The 18,491-nt window shown below is 64.2% G+C and carries 15 protein-coding genes; 6 read left to right on the forward strand and 9 right to left on the reverse strand.

Features of this window, described 5'->3' with window-relative positions; translation table 11 throughout:
- Positions 1 to 29: 29 nt before the first annotated feature.
- The 4 genes from CJO11_RS09055 to CJO11_RS09070 are packed head-to-tail and all read left to right on the forward strand — an operon-like array spanning position 30 to position 6,496.
- A complete protein-coding gene (locus CJO11_RS09055) occupies positions 30 to 1,217 on the forward strand; it encodes an efflux RND transporter periplasmic adaptor subunit (protein WP_095012420.1) in 1,188 nt (395 codons plus the stop codon).
- 10 nt (positions 1,218 to 1,227) lie between these two features.
- Complete coding sequence (locus tag CJO11_RS09060; protein ID WP_095012421.1) at positions 1,228 to 4,650, forward strand: efflux RND transporter permease subunit; 3,423 nt, start codon at positions 1,228 to 1,230, stop codon at positions 4,648 to 4,650.
- 38 nt (positions 4,651 to 4,688) lie between these two features.
- Complete coding sequence (locus CJO11_RS09065) at positions 4,689 to 5,942, forward strand: DUF445 domain-containing protein (RefSeq protein ID WP_240504402.1); 1,254 nt, start codon at positions 4,689 to 4,691, stop codon at positions 5,940 to 5,942.
- On the forward strand, positions 5,939 to 6,496 hold the full coding sequence (locus tag CJO11_RS09070) for a GNAT family N-acetyltransferase (protein ID WP_240504403.1): 558 nt from the start codon (positions 5,939 to 5,941) through the stop codon (positions 6,494 to 6,496). Before CJO11_RS09065 ends, CJO11_RS09070 begins: the two co-directional genes overlap by 4 nt.
- Here the strand turns inward: CJO11_RS09070 and CJO11_RS09075 are convergent.
- The 4 genes from CJO11_RS09075 to sucC form a co-directional block, all read right to left on the reverse strand.
- On the reverse strand, positions 6,477 to 7,406 hold the full coding sequence (locus tag CJO11_RS09075) for a hypothetical protein (RefSeq protein ID WP_095012423.1): 930 nt from the start codon (positions 7,404 to 7,406) through the stop codon (positions 6,477 to 6,479). The genes CJO11_RS09070 and CJO11_RS09075 overlap by 20 nt on opposite strands.
- A 56-nt stretch (positions 7,407 to 7,462) precedes the next feature.
- Positions 7,463 to 8,392 (reverse strand): electron transfer flavoprotein subunit alpha/FixB family protein, encoded by a 930-nt coding sequence (locus tag CJO11_RS09080; protein WP_095012424.1) that lies wholly within the window; start codon positions 8,390 to 8,392, stop codon positions 7,463 to 7,465.
- 39 nt (positions 8,393 to 8,431) lie between these two features.
- The gene (locus tag CJO11_RS09085; protein ID WP_095012425.1) at positions 8,432 to 9,178 is read right to left on the reverse strand and encodes an electron transfer flavoprotein subunit beta/FixA family protein; all 747 of its coding nucleotides are present in this window, start codon (positions 9,176 to 9,178) and stop codon (positions 8,432 to 8,434) included.
- A 79-nt stretch (positions 9,179 to 9,257) separates the two neighbouring features.
- Positions 9,258 to 10,472, reverse strand: coding sequence for an ADP-forming succinate--CoA ligase subunit beta (sucC, locus tag CJO11_RS09090; protein ID WP_095012426.1), 1,215 nt, complete (start codon positions 10,470 to 10,472; stop codon positions 9,258 to 9,260).
- 105 nt (positions 10,473 to 10,577) lie between these two features.
- Between sucC and CJO11_RS09095 the strand changes: the two genes are divergently transcribed.
- Positions 10,578 to 11,366, forward strand: a complete 789-nt coding sequence (locus CJO11_RS09095) for a 3'(2'),5'-bisphosphate nucleotidase CysQ (RefSeq protein WP_095012427.1) — start codon at positions 10,578 to 10,580, stop codon at positions 11,364 to 11,366.
- 66 nt (positions 11,367 to 11,432) lie between these two features.
- Here the strand turns inward: CJO11_RS09095 and CJO11_RS09100 are convergent, their stop codons facing one another.
- A complete protein-coding gene (locus tag CJO11_RS09100; protein ID WP_095012428.1) occupies positions 11,433 to 12,134 on the reverse strand; it encodes a YiaD family glycine zipper/OmpA-like lipoprotein in 702 nt (233 codons plus the stop codon).
- 163 nt (positions 12,135 to 12,297) lie between these two features.
- Between CJO11_RS09100 and CJO11_RS09105 the strand changes: the two genes are divergently transcribed.
- Entirely contained in the window at positions 12,298 to 13,593 is a 1,296-nt protein-coding gene (locus CJO11_RS09105; RefSeq protein ID WP_095012429.1) for a hemolysin family protein, read from the forward strand.
- 39 nt (positions 13,594 to 13,632) lie between these two features.
- On the opposite strand, the gene CJO11_RS09110 is transcribed toward CJO11_RS09105, so the two are convergent.
- Genes CJO11_RS09110 through CJO11_RS09125 form a run of 4 tightly spaced genes read right to left on the reverse strand, consistent with a single transcriptional unit; the run spans position 13,633 to position 18,477 of the window.
- Positions 13,633 to 14,049, reverse strand: coding sequence for a DUF3035 domain-containing protein (locus tag CJO11_RS09110; RefSeq protein WP_095012430.1), 417 nt, complete (start codon positions 14,047 to 14,049; stop codon positions 13,633 to 13,635).
- A gap of 5 nt (positions 14,050 to 14,054) precedes the next feature.
- Positions 14,055 to 14,576 carry a signal peptidase II gene (gene lspA / locus CJO11_RS09115; protein WP_095012431.1) on the reverse strand — a complete coding sequence of 174 codons (522 nt, stop codon included), beginning with the start codon at positions 14,574 to 14,576 and terminating at the stop codon, positions 14,055 to 14,057.
- On the reverse strand, positions 14,573 to 17,542 hold the full coding sequence (ileS, locus tag CJO11_RS09120; protein WP_095012432.1) for an isoleucine--tRNA ligase: 2,970 nt from the start codon (positions 17,540 to 17,542) through the stop codon (positions 14,573 to 14,575). Before ileS ends, lspA begins: the two co-directional genes overlap by 4 nt.
- A complete protein-coding gene (locus CJO11_RS09125) occupies positions 17,539 to 18,477 on the reverse strand; it encodes a bifunctional riboflavin kinase/FAD synthetase (protein ID WP_095012433.1) in 939 nt (312 codons plus the stop codon). The genes ileS and CJO11_RS09125 overlap by 4 nt, the downstream gene beginning before the upstream one ends.
- Positions 18,478 to 18,491 lie beyond the last annotated feature (14 nt).

The raw sequence follows: 18,491 nt of genomic DNA on the forward strand, positions 1-18,491 counted from the left end.
ACACTCACGGGGCCGACAGGGCACAGCGAATGAACTATGAATCGACCGTCGCGCCCGAAAGCGGCGCGGTCATGACCCTAGGCGAACAGGAAGCGGCGGCCGAGCAGGCGCGTCGGCGTCGATTCGCGATCATCGCAGTCGTTGCCGCCGTCGTGCTGATGGCGCTGCTCTATTTCTTCATTCATCACGGAAGCGACGAGGCCGGCGAGCTTGCCGCGCCTCCCGCTGGCCAAGTGCCGGTGGTTTCTGTCGTCCAACCCGGGCACACGACGATCGACGGTGAAATCGAAGCGACCGGAACCTTGGCTGCCCGGCGCGAAATCCCGGTCAGCTCGGTTGGCGAAGGCGGCCGCGTCGTGTCGGTGCCGGTCGATGAAGGCGATTGGGTCCGCAAGGGGCAGGTCATGGTGGTGATCGACCGCTCGGTCCAGGTCCAGCAGGTTGCCGGTGCCCGCGCGCAGGTCGGTGTGATGCAGGCCAACCTCAACCTGGCGCAAGCCAATCTCGATCGCGGTCTCAAGCTGGTCGATCGCGGGTTCATTTCCAAGGCCGACATCGACCGGTTGACCTCGACCCGCGATTCGGCTGCAGCACAACTGCAGGCTTCGCGGGCTTCGCTCGCCGAATTGCAGGCCCGCACCGCGCGGCTCAACATTCTCGCGCCCGAAGGTGGCCTCGTACTGACGCGCAACGTCGAACCGGGCCAGACGGTGGGAGCAGGCGGTTCGCCGTTGTTCACGATCGCCAAGCACGGCGAGATGGAGCTCAATGCGATGCTCGGAGAGGAAGATCTCGCCAAGGTCCACGTCGGCTCTCTGGCCAAGGTCATCCCGGTCAGTAGCGGCCAGACGTTCAGCGGGCAGGTGTGGCAGATCGCCCCGACGATCGACGCGCAGTCGCGGCAGGGCGAGGCGCGCATTGCGCTGGCTTACGCTCCCGGCCTGCGTCCTGGCGGCTTCGCGTCCGCAACCCTCAGCAGCGGTACGGTTTCTGCACCGTTGCTGCCCGAATCGGCGATCATGACCGATACCAAGGGCAACTACGTGTTCGTGGTCGGCAAGGATGACAAGGTCCAGCGGCGCGCAGTGACGACCGGGCTGGTGACCGCCACCGGGATTGCCGTGACCAGCGGCCTCACCGGCTCCGAACGGATCGTCTTGCGGGCGGGCGGGTTCCTCAATCCCGGGGACAAGATCAAGCCCGAGCTGAGCAAGTAAGGCGCGGTCGATGGGGCTGCGTAACATATCCGCATGGTCGATCCGGAATCCGGTGATACCGATCGTCCTGTTCGCCGGCCTGTTGGTGGCCGGGTTCCTGTCGTTCTCGCGAATGGACATCACCAACATGCCGGACATCCAGTTCCCGGCAGTGATGGTGCAGGTCAGCCAGCCGGGTGCCGCCCCGACTGAGATCGAAACCCAGATCACCCAGAAGGTCGAGGCCGCGGTACGTTCGGTCAGCGGAGTCGAGGATATCAGTTCGACCGCGCGCGAAGGCTCCTCGCAGACGATCGTCAACTTCACTATCGGGACCGATCCCGACACCGCGACCAACGAGGTCAAGAACGCGGTCGACCAGATTCGCAGCGATCTGCCGAACGGCATCCTTGAGCCGCAGGTCCGCAAGCTGGAGATCAACGGCGGCGGGTTTATCGGAGTTTACTCCGCACAGGCCGACGACATGACGATGGAACAGCTCAGCTGGTTCGTCGACGACACTGTCGCCAAGAGCCTGCTGTCGATCGAAGGGATGGCATCCGTCACCCGCAACGGCGGCGTCGATCGCGAGATCCGCGTCGTGCTCGATCCGGCGCGGATGCAATCGCTGGGGGTTACCGCCAGTTCGCTCAACTCGGCGCTGCGGCAGATGAACATCAACGCCGCAGGCGGCAAGACCGAGATCGCCGGCTCGCGCCAGTCGGTCCGCGTGCTCGGCAATGCGCGCACTGCATACGACTTGCGCAATCTTCAGATCAATCTTGGCGGCGGGCGCACGGTCAAGCTGTCCGATGTCGCTTCGGTCTACGACGGGAATTCGGAGCAGACCCGAATCGGCAAGGTCAACGGGCGTCAGGTGGTATCGTTCTTCGCCCAGCGCGCGCGCAACGTGTCCGATGTGACAGTGCACGACGACTTGCTCGCCAAGCTCAAGCAGATCGAGGCCGACAACCCGGGAGTTCACTTTTCCGAACTGTTCACTCCAGTGGTCTATACCGAACAGCAATACACCAGTTCGATGGAAGCGCTGATCGAAGGCGCGATCCTCGCGATCGTGGTGGTGTTCCTGTTCCTGCGCGATTGGCGCGCAACCTTGATCAGCGCGATCGCGATCCCGCTGTCGGCGATCCCGACCTTCTGGTTCATGGACTTGCTGGGCTTCACGCTCAATTCGCTGTCGCTGCTGGCGTTGAGCCTGGTGGCGGGCGTCTTGGTCGATGACGCGATCGTCGAGATCGAGAATATCGTCAGACACTTGCGCATGGGCAAGAGCGCGTACCAGGCGTCGATCGACGCGGCTGACGAAATCGGGCTCGCGGTGGTAGCGACCACCTTCTCGATCGTCGCGGTGTTCCTGCCGGTCGGGCTGATGCCGGGTATCTCGGGTCAATTCTTCAAGGCGTTCGGGCTGACGGTCGTCGCCGCAGTGCTGATGAGCCTTGCGGTCGCCCGGATGATCACGCCGATGGTCGCGGCCTATTTCCTCAAGGCGCACGGCAAGGCCGCGCACGGCGAGGGTTGGCTGATGGACCGCTATATGTCGGTCCTGCGCTGGACGCTGCACAGCGCAAAGTCGGACGCGATGTTGGCCGGCATCGAGCGACAACCGGCGCGGTGGTGGTACTATCCGATCGTGCTGGTCGTTTCGATTGCGATCGCGGTGGTGGCTGTGATCGCCGGGATTTTCGTGTTCAAGATCCTCTCGGGAATCGGCATCCCGCTCATTCCGGCAGCGATGGTGGCTCCGTTCGCGATGCTGGGCGCGGGCATACTGGTCGCCAAGGGACTGACCTTCGTCCTCGGCACGATGGGTGCCTTTGGGCAGTACATGCACAATCTCGGGGCGCGGACCCGCGCGCGGATGCGAGACCACCGGCTCTATGCCTTCGGGCTGGGCATCTATGCCCTTGTCATGACGGTTTCGCTGTTTGCCGGGTTGCCGCAGCAGTTCCAGCCTTCGATCAACCAGGACACCAGCCAGGTGTCGGTCGAGATGGTGCCGGGAACGACGATCTGGGAAACCGAAAAGGTGGCCGACGAGGTCGCAGCGATTTTGCGCAAGCAGCCCGAGGTCGAGCGGGTGACCGAAGGTATCTCCGAAGGCAGCGCAACCCTGTATGTCTCACTCGTCCCGGCGAGCGAGCGCGACGATACCAGCGTCGAATTCGAGCGCCGGATGACCCCCACGCTCCAGAACATCGCCGACGCGCGCGTCAGCTTCCAGTCGCAGAACAGCGGTGGGGGCGGCAGCGGGCGCGACCTCACGGTGATGCTGTCGGGCAGCAACCCGGCATTGCTCGACAAAACGGCGCAGAAGCTCGTCGACGAGATGCGCGGGATCAAGGGCGTGGTCGCGCCGCGGATTGCGGCTGACCTCCAGCGGCCCGAACTGCTGATCGTGCCGCACTTCGACCTGGCCGCCCAGCTGGGTGTAACAACGGCAGCGCTGAGCCAGACGATCCGCATCGCCACGATGGGCGAGATCGACCAGAACGCGGCCAAGTTCTCACTCAGCGACCGGCAGGTACCGATCCGTGTGATCCTGCCCGAGAAATCGCGCCGCGACATCGCGACGATCGAAAACCTGCCTGTGCAGACCGCAAGCGGCGGCACCGTCCCGCTTTCGCGCGTGGCGGAAATCCGCTTCGGTGCGGGCCCGACCCAGATCCAGCGCTACAACCAGTCGCGCCGCGTGGTCGTCGGGGCCGATCTTGGCCCGGGAGCGGTCAAGGGGCCGGTCATGCAAGCGATCAATGCGCTCCCGGTAATGAAGAACCTGCCGGTCGGAGTTTCCAACAAGGCGGTTGGCCAGGACAAGTGGCAGGCCGAGATGATCCAGAATTTCATGGTCGCGGTGGTCAGCGGAATCCTGCTTGTCTTCGCGGTGCTGGTGCTGCTCTACCACCGCTTCGTGTCCCCGCTGGTCAACATGACATCTCTGCTGCTGGCCCCGCTCGGAGGCCTGCTGGCGTTGGCCCTCGTCGGGCAGCCGATTTCGATGCCGGTCTATATCGGCCTGTTGATGCTGCTGGGGATCGTCGCCAAGAACTCGATCCTGTTGATCGACTTCGCGATCGAGGAAATGGCGGCCGGGGTTCCCAAGCGGCAGGCGATCCTCGATGCGGGCCACAAGCGTGCGCAGCCGATCGTGATGACAACCGTCGCGATGACCGCGGGCATGGTTCCGACCGCGCTATCGCTATCGGGCGACGGAGCCTGGCGCGCGCCGATGGGCATGGTGGTGATCGGCGGCTTGTTGCTGTCGACGGTGCTCACGCTGGTGCTGATTCCGGCAGGGTTCAGCCTGGCTGACGGGTTCGAGAAGCGCCTTGGACCCTGGCTGCGCACTCGTTTGTTGACCTACACCCCGGGCGATGAACACCTGCCTCCCCACCGCGGTCGCGAACTCGACGAAGGCCTGCCTGCTGAGTGAGCGGTGAAACCCCGACTCCCCCCACGCGTTGGAAGCGCATGAGGGGCACAGTGGCCATACCCGATCGTGCGCGCGGAATGCGTCGCACCGCCACTGGCTTGCTGCTGGCGATGGCGGCGCTGTTCGTAGCCAGCGGGCAATTGCTCCATCTCAGCCCCGCGTGGGGATTTGTGCGGGCATTTGCCGAGGCGGCGATGGTCGGCGGGCTGGCTGACTGGTTCGCAGTGACCGCGCTGTTCCGCCGCCCGCTTGGCCTGCCGATCCCGCACACCGCGATCATCCCGGCGAACAAGGACCGCATCGCCGACACGATGGCGCAGTTCCTGCAGGACAATTTCATGACCCCTGTGGTGGTTGCGCGGCGCATGAGCGATATGAACCTGGCGCGTTCGTTGGGTGACTACCTCGCAGGGCCTGCGGACCGTGCCGGTGGCGGCGGTCGGATCCGGGCCGGCGCGGCGGAACTGTTCGCCGAATTTCTCGAATCGCTCGAGCCTGAGCGGCTCGGGACCGAAGTGCGTGGCGGGCTCAAGTCGCTCGCTGAACGGGTCGATGTGGCCCCGCTGCTCGGTCAGATGCTCGACGCCGCGATTGCCGATAAGCGCCACCTGCCGCTGATCGATTCGGCGATCCGCTGGACCGGGATCACGCTCGAAGCGAACGAGGAGATGGTTCGCCAGATCATCCACGAGCGCGCCAACGCAATCGTGCGCTGGACGGGTCTCGACGAACGGCTCGCCAACTCCGTGATCGACGGGCTCTACAAGCTGCTGGCGGAAGTTCTTGTCGAGCCCGATCACCCGATTCGTACCAAGCTCGACGAAGGCCTGGCGAAGCTCGCGGTCGACTTGCAGGAGGATGCCGAGCTGCGGGCGCGGGTGGAAAAGACCAAGCGCGACTTGCTCGACAACCCGGCGGTGGCGGCATGGTGGCTGGGGGTGTGGGAGCGGTTGCGTGCCTCGCTGATCCTCGCTGCACGCGATGGCGATGGTGGCCTGTCAGGGCAAATGGGCGAAACGCTCGCCGAACTCGGACGCAACCTGCAGGAAGACGTCCGCCTGCAAGCGCAGATCAACCGTTTCGCGCGCCGTACCGCAGTCGGCATCGCAAGCCGCTACGGCAGCCAGATCGTCCAGCTGGTGTCGGAAACGGTACGCCGGTGGGATGCGCGCACAGTTACCGACCGGATCGAAGGTGCCGTCGGCCGCGACCTCCAGTTCATCCGCATGAACGGCACGCTCGTGGGCGGGCTGGTCGGGCTCGCGATTTACACGTTGGATTGGTTCCTGTGATCAAGAGCGAAGTGCGCGCTCCGGTTGTGGTGACCGATCGGTTGGAGCTGTGGCTGCCGCGCCCCAGCGATGAAGCGGAAATGTTCGCGATCGTCTCGCATCCCGAGACGGGGCGCTTCCTGGGCCCGACGACGGTCCGCGCCGAACACGTCACCCGATTCCAGCGCGGGGCGGGCAGCTGGTTCCTGTGGGGCTATGGCTTTTTCATGGTTCGCTTGCGCGGCCAGCACGAAGTGATCGGCAATTGCGGCGTGTTCCGTTCGTATCGCGGGTTGGGCGAGGACATGGACGACAAGCCGGAAGCCGGGTGGATCTTCGCTGCCGGCCATGTCGGCAAGGGATACGCGACCGAGGCGATGCGCGCGGTGCTCGACTGGTTCGATGCCGAACATGGGTCGCAGGAGATCATGTGCATGATCGCCCCGGAAAATGCGCCATCACTGGGCGTTGCGCGCAAGCTGGGATTCGCACCGACGCGGCTGGCTACCTTGCCGGATGGCGACGAAGTGCAGCTGCTGCGACGGGAAGCGGCTATTAGCGTAGAACGAAACTAACCTGAGTCCCGTAAAACGAGGCTTGCCGTTCCCCATCCGCGCCGATTGCCGGTTCGAAACTGGCTCGGCGAGCCAAAATCTTGCAGGCGAGTTCCTTGTCCCAATTGTTTGACTCTGCGGTCATCGGAATCATCTGGCAATTCGTCGGCTTGCCGTTCGCATCAATCAATAGAATAAGGGTGAAGGTCGCCTTTGGACCTCCTCTGGGCAACTCGAGAGGATGCGCCGCAAAGAGCATCGGAATAACGTCCATTCTATTGGACCAGATTGGTCCTTTTCTCCGGACCTTTTGGGCTGCGACATCGACTCCAAAATGAGAAGCCAAATTCTCGGTACATTGATTCATCGCCTCAAAGGGCTTTTGCATATTTCCGAGGGAGAGACGAACTTCATTTCCGGAATTGGGTTCAAGGGCGAGCCAGTCGATCGAACGACCGATCTCAGATTTGAGATGAGGGATGCCTGCGACTGCTTGGCTTTGGGGCTCTTTTGACTGATCGTCGCCTTTCGCCCCGTCATCCTTGATCATCAGCGGTTCCGACTCTGTGACCTCAGGCCCTTGTGTCGAAAACCCTTTGCCGAAGTCTCCGAGGTCAAGCTTGGTGTAGCCCAACTGAGAGATTTTTGCTCCTGGACCGAATTGGAAGCGGACTTCTGCCCCGCTGGCGATGTTGCCGACCTTAGGTCCGCCGACCACCCACCTAAACGTCGAATCGGGATAGTACTGCTCGAGAAAGAAGACTGTCGGGTGGTCCTTGTCGCCGAACAGACGCGAAAGGCGACAGTGGGTCTCGGCGTAGTCGAGGCTCCAGGGGCTAACCGGTTCGAGCGTGGTCGGCTTTGTCCCCCCGTCGTCGCCCAACGCTGGCTGGGCGATCGCCGCCATCAGCAAAGCAAATAGAAAGCGCATCGCACACCCCTGACCTCTACTTCGAGGCCAAAGGGTGCCCGATCAAATGCGTGAAATCAAAGCTTTTCGGTGAGTTCCGGCACCGCCTTGAACAGGTCTGCCACGAGGCCAACGTCGGCGACCTGGAAGATCGGCGCATCTTCGTCCTTGTTGATCGCGATGATCGTCTTGGAGTCCTTCATGCCGGCAAGGTGCTGGATCGCGCCCGAAATGCCGATCGCGATGTAGACCTCCGGGGCGACGATCTTGCCGGTCTGGCCGACCTGGTAATCGTTGGGGACATAGCCCGCATCGACCGCCGCGCGGCTCGCGCCGACCGCTGCACCGAGCTTGTCGGCCAGCGGGAAGATGTATTCCTTGAAGGTCTCGGCGTCCTTCAGCGCGCGGCCGCCCGTCACGATGACCTTGGCGCTGGTGAGTTCGGGGCGCTCGCTCTTGGCGATTTCACTGCCGACGAAGCTGCTTGTGCCGGCATCGCCCGGTCCGCTGACGGCTTCCACGGTGCCGCTGCCGCCTTCGGGCGCAGCCTTCTCGAACGCGGTGCCGCGCACGGTGATGACCAGCTTGGGATCGCTCGATTCGACCGTGGCGATCGCATTGCCGGCGTAGATCGGGCGGGTGAAGGTCTTGTCGCCTTCGATCCCGATGATGTCGGACAGCTGCATCACGTCGATCATCGCGGCGACGCGCGGGGCGATGTTCTTGCCGGTGGTGGTGGCCGGCGCGAGGAACGCATCGTGGTGACCCATCAGGTCCGCCACCAGCGGCGCGACGTTTTCAGCCAGCTGGTGCGCGTAGGCCGGATCGTCGGCCAGGTGGACCTTGCCCACCCCGGCGATCTTGGCGGCGGCATCCGCCACCCCGGCACAGCCCGAGCCGGCGACCAGCAGGTGGACTTCGCCGAGCTTCGAAGCGGCGGTGACGGCCGACAACGTGGCGTCCTTCACCGAAGCGTTGTCATGTTCGACCAGAACGAGAGTTTTCATCGATTGGCGTCCTTGAATTGAGTGCTTGCGGTGACGGGATCAGGCGATCCCGAGGGCCTTGATCTTGGCGACCAGCTCGTCGACGTCGGCGACCTTCACGCCCGCCTGGCGGACCGGCGGTTCGGTAACCTTGAGCGTCTTGATGCGCGGTGCGGTGTCGACGCCGTAGTCGGCGGGGGCCTTGGTATCGAGCGGCTTGGACTTCGCCTTCATGATGTTCGGCAGCGAAGCGTAGCGCGGTTCGTTGAGGCGCAGGTCGGTGGTGACGATCGCGGGAAGCGCAAGCTTCACGGTTTCGAGACCGCCGTCGACTTCGCGCTTAACGGTCACCGAATCGCCGTCGACTTCGACGGTGTTGGCGAAGGTGCCTTGCGGACGGCCGAGCAGCGCGGCGAGCATCTGGCCGGTCTGGTTCGAATCGTCGTCGATCGCCTGCTTGCCGAGGATCACGAGACCTGGGGTCTCGGCCTCGACAATTGCCTTGAGGATCTTGGCGACTGCCAGCGGTTCGACCTCGTCATCCGTCTGCACCAGGATCGCGCGGTCTGCCCCCATCGCCAGCGCAGTGCGCAGCGTTTCGGTCGCCTTGGCCGGGCCGATCGAGACCGCAATCACTTCGTCGGCCTTGCCAGCTTCCTTGATTCGCAGCGCTTCCTCGACCGCGATTTCGTCGAACGGGTTCATGCTCATCTTGACGTTGGCGAGATCGACGCCGGTGCCGTCCGCCTTGACGCGCGGCTTCACGTTGTAGTCGATCACCCGCTTGACGGGGACGAGGATTTTCATCGCTTCTGTTCCTTCATTGAGGGCACGGCCTGAATTGCTCCGCGCCCTAACTCACCTTTACGTAAACGTCAAGCGTTGCTCAGGCAGCCTGCTTGACCTCGGCGACGATCTTCTTCGCGGCGTCGCCGAGATCGTCGGCGCTGACGATCGGCAGCCCCGAGTTGTTGAGGATGTCCTGGCCCTGCTGCACGTTGGTGCCTTCGAGGCGCACGACCAGCGGGACCGAAAGGTTCACGTCCTTCGCCGCCTGGACGATGCCGTTGGCGATCACGTCGCACTTCATGATCCCGCCGAAGATATTGACCAGGATACCCTCGACCGCCGGGTCCTTGAGGATGATCTTGAACGCTGCGGTCACCTTCTCGGTGGTGGCGCCGCCTCCCACGTCGAGGAAATTGGCCGGGAACGCGCCGTTGAGCTTGATGATGTCCATCGTCGCCATCGCGAGCCCCGCGCCGTTGACCATGCAGCCGATATTGCCGTCGAGCTTGATGTAGGCGAGGTCGTACTGGCTCGCTTCGACTTCGGCCGGGTCTTCTTCGGTCTCGTCGCGCATCGCCTCGACATCCTTGTGGCGGTAGAGCGCGTTCGAATCGAAGCTCATCTTGGTGTCGAGCACCAGCAGGTTGGCGGCCCCAGAAGAATCAGGCTTGGTTTCCACCAGGGGGTTGATCTCGAGCATGGCGCAGTCGAGTTCCATGAACGCGGTGTAGAGCTGCTTTGCCAGCTTCTGCGCCTGCTTGTTGAGGTCGCCCTTGAGCTTGAGCGCGAACGCCACCGCCCGGCCGTGGTGCGGCATGAAGCCCTGCGCCGGATCGATCGTGATGGTGGTGATCTTTTCGGGAGTATCGTGCGCGACCGCTTCGATATCCATCCCGCCTTCGGTGGACACGACCATCGCCACACGGCCCGAGCCGCGATCGACCAGCAGCGAGAGGTAGTATTCCTTGGCGATATCGACTCCGTCGGTGACGTAGAGCCGATTGACCTGCTTGCCTGCTTCGCCGGTCTGCACCGTGACGAGGGTGTTGCCGAGCATTTCCTCGGCATCCTGCTTCACGTCGTCGATCGACTTGGCAAGCCGGACGCCGCCCTTGGCATCGGCTCCCAATTCCTTGAACTTGCCCTTGCCGCGCCCGCCGGCGTGGATCTGCGCCTTGACGACATAAAGCGGCCCCGGAAGCTTCTTCGCGCCTTCGACAGCTTCCTCGATCGACATGGCCGGATAGCCCGTCGGGATGCCGATGCCGTACTTCGCCAGCAGTTCCTTGGCCTGGTATTCGTGGATGTTCATGGGGTGTCTGGTCCAATCGGGAATGGTCGGGATGGAGGTTTGTGCGCGCCTAAGCATGGATTCGTATGCTTGAAAAGGGTGCGGTGCAGCCCCAAAAGCGATAGGGTGATCGACACCGAGCGCTTAGGACAAATTGCCCGCGAAGCGGGGCGCATTGCCCATGATATGTGGCCTGGTGCCGGTCATTCGCTCGAAAGCTGGGAAAAGGACCCCGGCAATCCGGTTTCGGCAGCCGACATGGCGGTCGATTCGTTCCTCAAACGCGAGCTGTCTGCCTTGCTCCCCGCGGCAGGTTGGCTGAGCGAAGAAACCGCCGACGATCCCAAGCGGCTCGGCAAAGGATTGATCTGGCTGGTCGACCCTATCGACGGCACCCGCGACTTTATTCGCGGCAGGCCCGGATGGGCTGTTTCAATCGCGCTCATCAGCGAACATCGACCGCTGATCGGGGTGCTCGATGCCCCCGCGCGCGAAGAGCACTGGGTCGGCGTGGCCGGGCAGGGCAGCTGGCGCAACGACCGAAGGTTGGTCGCATCGACCCGCCGCGACTTCGCCGGCTCTCGCGTACCCGCCGATGCCGTGCCGAAAATCGATGCCGATCTCGTGATTGTCGACAAGCCCAATTCGATTGCTCTGCGCATGGCGATGGTCGCCGCAGACGAGGCAGATCTCGTCGCAACGCTTCGCTGGGGCTGGGAGTGGGACGTTGCCGCCGCCGCGCTTATCGCGCGCGAAGCGGGGGCAGCGGTGACCGACGCTTTCGGCAAGCCGCTCGGCTACAACAAGCGCGATCCACGCGCGTTCGGAGTGCTCGCGACATCGCCCGCCATCCACCGCGATGCGGTTGCGCGGTTGGCCGAGCGGGCCGCCGCCATTTCCGCGCAGCCGGACTAACGCCGAAACGACGAAGGCCGGCCCCTACGAGGACCGGCTTTCTCGATCGCTTCCTGGCAGCGCGGCCTATTGCCCTTGCTGCTGTTGCTGCGCCGCCTGGATATCCTGCTGGCTGATCGGGATCACCTTGATCTCGACCCGGCGGTTGAGCGGTTCGGCCACGCCGTCGCCGGTCTGCACCTTGAGGTGCGTCTCGCCGAAGCCCATCCAGCGGATGCGGCCCGAATTGACCCCGCGGCTGATGAGGTAGTTTGCAACCGCCTGCGCGCGCTGTTCGGACAATCGCTGGTTGGAGTCCGCCGAACCGACCGTATCGGTATAGCCGTACACGTCGATCAGGCTGTTGGGATACTGGATGAAATTCGCCGCTACCTTGTCGAGCACTTGCTGAAAGCCCGGGCTGATGTCGTAGCTGCCGGTCGCGAAGGTGACGCCGTCGGGCAGGTTGAGCAGGATCGCGGTGCCGTTGTCCGTCGGCGTGACGTCAACGCCCGAACCGGCGGTCTGGTCCTTCAGCTGCTTGATCTGCTGGTCCATCTTGTAGCCGACCACGCCGCCGATTGCGCCGCCGCCAACCGCGCCGACGATGCGGCCGGTCCTGCCGCCGATCAGCCCGCCGAGCAGGGCGCCTGCCGCGGCACCGCCGATGCCGCCGATAGCGGTGCGGGACACCTTCTGCTGGCCGGTGTTGGGATCGGTCACGCAGCCGGAAACAGCGACGAGCGAGAGCGCCGCGATCGCAGCGGTAAACTTGCGGGAGGTCTTCATTGGTGTCCCCTTCGGTATATATCGTGTTTGACTAACAGGTACTGCGATGGCGGGCAGGCCTCCCGCCACTGGCGCTCCCAACCCGCGCCGCAATATCCTTAACGGTATCTGCGCTCGCCCGTTCCCGCTGGCAAGCGCGAACAAATGTGCTAGCGCCACTAAAGTGACACCATTTCCCTGGACCGACCTGCTGATTATCGCCGGGCTGATCGTGCTCAACGGCCTGTTCGCCATGTCCGAACTGGCTATCGTTTCGGCCAAGACTACGCGGCTGCGCGCGGCAGCGGAAAAGGGCAGCCGCGGAGCGAGGACCGCGCTCGCGCTGGCGGCCGATCCGGGCAAGTTTCTTTCGACCGTGCAAACCGGGATAACGGTGATTGCGATCATCGCCGGCGCTTACTCGGGGTCGAGTCTCGGCGGACCGATGGCCGAACGGCTGGTGAGTCTCGGTGTACCGGCTGAATATGCGGCAGAGGCTGGCTTTGCGCTGGTCATCGCGCTCACCACCTACTTCAGCCTCGTAATCGGCGAGCTGGTTCCCAAGCAGCTGGCGCTGCGCGCGGCGGTCCCGATCGCGCTGGTCGCGGCCAAGCCGATGGCGCTGCTGGCGAAAGTCGCTGCGCCGGTCGTCTGGGTGCTCGACAAGAGCTCGGGCCTGATCATCGGCCTGCTGGGGGTGCGCCCCGGCGGACAGTCGAGCGTGACGGCGGAAGAGCTGCACATGATCTTCGCCGATGCGACCCGCTCGGGAGTTATCGAGGACGCCCAGCACCAGATCCTGGCAGGCGTGGTACGGCTGGCCGAGCGCCCCGTGCGCGAGCTGATGACCCCGCGGACCGAGATCGACTGGCTCGACATCGCCGCCAGCGAAGCCGAGATGCGCGAGACGATCGAGGCGAGTCCGCACTCGCTGCTGCCGGTGGCGGAAGGCTCGGTCGATAAGGTGCTCGGCGTCGTCAAGGTGCGCGAAGTGCTCGCCGCGATGGTCGCGGGTGAGCGGGTCGATCTCGCCGCGCTTCTGCGCAAGGCCGAAGTGATCCCGGACCAGCTCGACGCGATGGATGCGCTGCGGGTGTTGCAGCAGGGAGAAATCGCGATGGCGATGGTCCACGACGAATACGGTCACTTGGATGGGATCGTTACTCCGGTCGACCTGTTAACCGCGATCGTGGGCAATTTCGCGAGCGACCAGGACCTTGGGGAAGCGCCGACCATCGTCGAGCGCGAAGACGGCTCGCTGCTGGTGTCGGGTGCGTTACCCGCCGACCAGCTGGCCGACCGGCTGGGCATCGAATTTTCCGAAGACCGCGAATTCGCCACCGCAGCGGGCTATGCGCTGTCTATCCTCAAGAAGCTGCCCGAGGAAGGCGAGCATTTCCACGACCAGGGCTGGCGCTTCGAAGTCGTCGATATGGACGGGCGCAAGATCGATAAGCTCCTCGTCAGCGAGGAGGAATAGCGCGGGCAGCGCGAACGCTGACGCGCTCGCCGAACTGGATCAGCCTTGTCCCGGAATCACCGCTTGCGCAGTGGCGCCGTTACCTTGCGGGGCGGCGACGATATCCTGCGTCAGGCGGCCCTTGTAGACGGTGTGCGTGTCGGCATCGCCCACCGCCGTGCGGATTCCGGGATCGGCGGTGCCGGCATGGTCGAGCATCGAAGTCTCCACCGAGCTTCGCGGGGCCGGTCCGCCGAACAGCGCCTCGAGCGCCTTTTGCGAAGCGCTGTCCTCATCCGGGCGCGGCGCACCGGGCGAAGGCGGGACGAGGTTGAAATCGGGCGGAACCACCAGCGGCGCCTGGCGCTGCACGGCGAACTCGTCGGGACGCGCGCGGCCCATGATGCCGCTGCTGCCGCATCCGGCCAGCATGGCGCTCGCGCCGAGAACGATGGTGAAGGTGGCAATCTTGCGCATGGTAGTCAGCTCTCCACGGCCTCGCTGGCCGGTTCGGTTTCGCCCTTGTCGCTTGCGAACAGCGATCGGGCAAGGATTATCACGACGCCGATGGTAATCGCGGCATCGGCGATATTGAAGATCAGGAACGGGCGGAATGCCCCGAAATGCAGGTCGAGGAAATCGATCACGTAGCCGTAGTCGTAGCGGTCCTTGATATTGCCCATTGCCCCGCCGAGGATCATCGCCAGCCCGGCGATATCGGCCAGCTTGGTCTCGCGCAGCATCCAGACCGTGACGCCGACCGCGATCAGGGCGGTCACCCCCACCAGGATCCAGCGCATTTCCTGCGAATCGGCGGTGAACATGCCGAGCGAGACGCCGTAGTTGTGGGTCAGCGTGAAGTTGAAGATCGGCAGGAAGCTGATCGAATCGCCCAGCTGCATCTCGAGGCCATGCAGCACGTACGCTTTGAGCAACTGGTCGGCGACGAAGATCGCCAGCGCGATTAGCACCCCGATCAACCGGTTCCTGAGAGTCGGGCTCATGCTTCCGTGCCGTCCAGCTCGGATACGACACTCTCGCAGCGGCTGCACAGCTCGCCGTCTTCCGCCACTTCGGGCAGCAGGCGCCAGCAGCGGCCGCATTTGTGGTCGGTGGTGCGCGATACGGTCACCGCGCTGCCCTGCCCGCGCGCGACTGACGCAGTGATGAACAGTTCGGCGAGGTCGGCGTCGGTGAACCCTTCAGGCACGGAGCTGGCAGGCACGGTCACGTCGGCTTCGAGGCTGGAGCGGATCGTCTTGTCGCGGCGCAGCGGCTCGATCGCTTCGGTCACGTCCTCGCGCAAATCGCGCAAGGCAGCGAACCGCGCGGCGAGCGCGTCGTCCTGCCAGTCACCCGGCAGCGGGTGCCATTCGGTAAGGTGGACGCTGCCCCGGTCGGGGAAGCGGGTGGTCCACACTTCCTCGGCGGTGAACACCAGCACCGGCGCGGCGTAGCGGATCAGCGCCTGGAACAGGATATCGAGCACGGTGCGGTAAGCGCGCCGTTCGATTCCGTCAGGCGCATCGCAATAGAGCCTGTCCTTGCGAATATCGAAGAAGAACGCCGAGAGATCCTCGTTCGAAAAATCGATCAGCGCGCGGGTGTATTCGTTGAAGTCGTAGTCCGCGATCGCCTGCCGCAACTTGGTATCGAGCGCGAGCAGCCGGTCGAGCATATACCGCTCGAGCTCGGGCATTTCGCTCACATCGACCGCCTCGGCCTCGTAGTCGTACCCGTCTAGCGCGCCGAGGAGGTAGCGGAAGGTGTTGCGCAGCTTGCGGTACTGGTCGGCGACGCCCTTGAGGATCTCGTCGCCGATCCGGTGGTCCTCGGTGAAATCGACCGAGAGCGCCCACAGCCGGATGATGTCCGCGCCGTATTGCTCCATCACCTTCAGCGGATCGATGGTATTGCCGAGGCTCTTCGACATCTTGCGCCCGTCGCTCGCCATCGTGAATCCGTGGGTCAGGATCGCGTCGTAGGGCGCGCGACCGCGGGTGGCGCACGATTCGAGCAAGGAAGACTGGAACCAGCCACGGTGCTGGTCGCTGCCCTCAAGGTAGAGGTCGGCGGGCCACTGCATGTCCGGCCAGCGCCCGCTCTCGAGCACGAACGCGTGGGTGCAGCCCGAATCGAACCACACGTCGAGAATGTCGGTGACCATCTCGTAGTCGTGGGCGTCGTAGTCGGACCCAAGAAATTCGGCCTTGCGCGCTTCGTCCCACGCGTCGACGCCGTCCTGCCGCACGGCCTCGACCACGCGGGCGTTGACTTGCGGATCCTGCAGGTATTCGCCGGTCCCGTTCTTGACGAACAGCGTGATCGGCACGCCCCATGCGCGCTGGCGCGACAGCACCCAGTCGGGCCGTCCTTCGACCATCGAACCGATGCGGTTGCGGCCCTTTTCGGGCACGAAGCGGGTGGCGGCGATCGCTTCGAGCGCGACCTGTCGCAGCGTGCCGGTATGCTCGGGCGTACCGCCCTCGTTGTCCCACCGCTGTTCGGCGGCAGTTTCGGCGACTTCGACCATGCCGGGCTTGTCCATCGGCACGAACCACTGCGGGGTGCAGCGGAAGATCACCTTGGCTTTCGAACGCCACGAGTGCGGGTAAGAGTGCTGGTAGTCCTCGCTCGCGGCGAGCAGCGCGCCGGCTTCGCGCAGGTCCGCACAGATCGGGCCTTCGGGCGAATTGAACGGCTTGTTGATCACGCTGCGGCGGCGATCGTCATGCGCGCCAAGCCACGGCCAGTCGTCGCGATAGCGCCCGTCGGCCATCACCGCGAACTGCGGCTCGATTCCGTTCGCGCGGCACAGCTCGAAATCGTCCTCGCCGTGGTCGGGCGCCATGTGGACGAGGCCGGTGCCGCTGTCGGTGGTGACGAAATCGCCCGACAGGAAGGGGCGGGGTTTCGCGTAGAACCCGCCGAGATGGTGCATCGGGTGGCGGGCGATGGTGCCGGCGAGGTTTGACCCTCGAAAGTGCGTTTCCGCCGAATAGGGCATGACGTTGGCCAAAAAGCCCGCAGACCCTTCTAGTTTATCTAGATCTCTCTGGAGTCTCTGCTCGAACGACTCTCGCAGTGGCTGCGCGACCAGAAACGGCTTGTTGGCCCACCAAGGTGCATCGAAGCAAGGTCGTTCACCTTCACCTTCCCAGAAGGGCATTGCAACGCACAGCACATAATCAACCTCAGGCCCATAGGCGATCGCCTGGTTCACCGGGATCGTCCACGGCGTGGTCGTCCAGATCACCGCGTGCGCGCCGACCAGTTCGGGGATCGGGCTTTCGACGATCTCGAACGCCACGTCGATCTGGGTCGAGACGATATCCTCGTACTCGACCTCGGCTTCGGCCAGCGCGGTTTCTTCCACCGGGCTCCACATCACCGGCTTCGATCCGCGGTAGAGGTTGCCCGCTTCGGCGAACTTCATCAGCTCTGCCACGATCGTGGATTCGGCCTGGAAATCCATCGTCAGGTAAGGATGGTCCCAGTCGGCCATGATGCCGAGGCGCTTGAGCTGTTCGCGCTGGGTATCGACCCAGTGCTGCGCATAGGCGCGGCATTCGGCGCGGAATTCCTTGGCCGGGACCTGGTTCTTGTCCTGCTTCTTCTTGCGGTACTGCTCCTCGACCTTCCATTCGATCGGTAGGCCGTGGCAGTCCCACCCCGGCACGTAGGGCGCATCACGCCCGAGCAGGTTCTGCGTGCGGCAGACCATGTCCTTGAGCGTGTGGTTGAGCGCGTGGCCGATGTGCATGTCGCCGTTGGCGTATGGCGGGCCGTCGTGGAAGATGAACTTCTCGCGCCCGCGCCGGGCGTCGCGCAGCTGCTCGTAGAGCTTTTCGTCCCGCCAGCGCGCGGCAATGCCCGGCTCCTTCTGCGGAAGGCCGGCCTTCATGGGAAAATCGGTCTTCGGCAGGAAGACGGTGTCCCGGTAATCGCGTTTCGTGCTGTCGTCGCTCATCGTGGGCGCGCGCTTAGGGCCTCCCGCGCTTCGTCGCAATCCTTGTCCATCTGCGCGATCAGGTCATCAAGCGAATCGAACTTGGCTTCGGGCCGCAGGAAGCGGTGGAAACCGACTTCGATTTCCTGCCCGTAAAGGTCGCCCGAAAAGTCGAAGAAATACGGCTCGAGCAGCTCCTTTGGCGGATCGAACGTCGGGCGCACCCCGATGTTGGCCGCGCCGAGCAATTCCTGCCCGGTGGCGAGCACCTTGCCGGTGACGGCGTAGATCCCGAAGCGCGGGCGCAAGTAGCTTTCGATCGTCAGGTTGGCGGTCGGATAGCCGATTTCGCGTCCGCGTTTGTCGCCGTGGCCGACCACGCCGCGGATCGCGAACGGGCGAGTGAGCAGGCGGCTGGCGGTTTCACAGTCGCCTGCCTGCAGCGCCTCGCGCACGCGGCTGGAGGACACCGGCGCGCCGCTGTCCATCACTGGCGGCACCGCGCGCGCTTCGATCCCGCATTCCGCACCCAATTCGACCAGCCGCTGCCGGTTGCCCGCGCGGCCCTTGCCGAAGGTAAAGTCCTCACCCGTAACGACGCCAGCCGCCCCGAGCCGTTCGGCGAGCAGCACCTTCACGAAATCCTCCGCAGTGGTGTTCGCCAGCTCGGCGTCGAAGTGGAACACCAGCATCGCGGTGGCACCGGCGGCGAGGTAGAGTTCCTGCCGCTGCTCGAGCGTAGTCAGGCGGAACGGCGGCACGTCGGGTTTGAAGTAGCGCACCGGATGCGGATCGAACGTCGCGATGATCGAGGGGCGACCTTCGGCGTGCGCCCAGCGGATCGCTTCGCCCGCCACCGCCTGGTGGCCGAGGTGGAACCCGTCGAAGTTGCCGAGCGCAATCACCGCCCCGCGCAAAGGTTCGGGCAGCGGCTCGCGATGGTCGAGGAACCTCATATTGATCTGCTAGC

The organism is Tsuneonella mangrovi (assembly GCF_002269345.1).
Classification (GTDB): Bacteria; Pseudomonadota; Alphaproteobacteria; order Sphingomonadales; family Sphingomonadaceae; genus Tsuneonella; species Tsuneonella mangrovi.

Coding starts and splice junctions, on each gene's coding strand:
- CJO11_RS09055 (WP_095012420.1), top strand. CDS start 30: ATGAACTATGAATCGACCGTCGCGCCCGAAAGCGGCGCGGTCATGACC.
- CJO11_RS09060 (WP_095012421.1), top strand. CDS start 1,228: ATGGGGCTGCGTAACATATCCGCATGGTCGATCCGGAATCCGGTGATA.
- CJO11_RS09065 (WP_240504402.1), top strand. CDS start 4,689: ATGAGGGGCACAGTGGCCATACCCGATCGTGCGCGCGGAATGCGTCGC.
- CJO11_RS09075 (WP_095012423.1), bottom strand. CDS start 7,406: ATGCGCTTTCTATTTGCTTTGCTGATGGCGGCGATCGCCCAGCCAGCG.
- CJO11_RS09080 (WP_095012424.1), bottom strand. CDS start 8,392: ATGAAAACTCTCGTTCTGGTCGAACATGACAACGCTTCGGTGAAGGAC.
- CJO11_RS09085 (WP_095012425.1), bottom strand. CDS start 9,178: ATGAAAATCCTCGTCCCCGTCAAGCGGGTGATCGACTACAACGTGAAG.
- sucC (WP_095012426.1), bottom strand. CDS start 10,472: ATGAACATCCACGAATACCAGGCCAAGGAACTGCTGGCGAAGTACGGC.
- CJO11_RS09100 (WP_095012428.1), bottom strand. CDS start 12,134: ATGAAGACCTCCCGCAAGTTTACCGCTGCGATCGCGGCGCTCTCGCTC.
- CJO11_RS09110 (WP_095012430.1), bottom strand. CDS start 14,049: ATGCGCAAGATTGCCACCTTCACCATCGTTCTCGGCGCGAGCGCCATG.
- lspA (WP_095012431.1), bottom strand. CDS start 14,576: ATGAGCCCGACTCTCAGGAACCGGTTGATCGGGGTGCTAATCGCGCTG.
- ileS (WP_095012432.1), bottom strand. CDS start 17,542: ATGAGCGACGACAGCACGAAACGCGATTACCGGGACACCGTCTTCCTG.
- CJO11_RS09125 (WP_095012433.1), bottom strand. CDS start 18,477: ATGAGGTTCCTCGACCATCGCGAGCCGCTGCCCGAACCTTTGCGCGGG.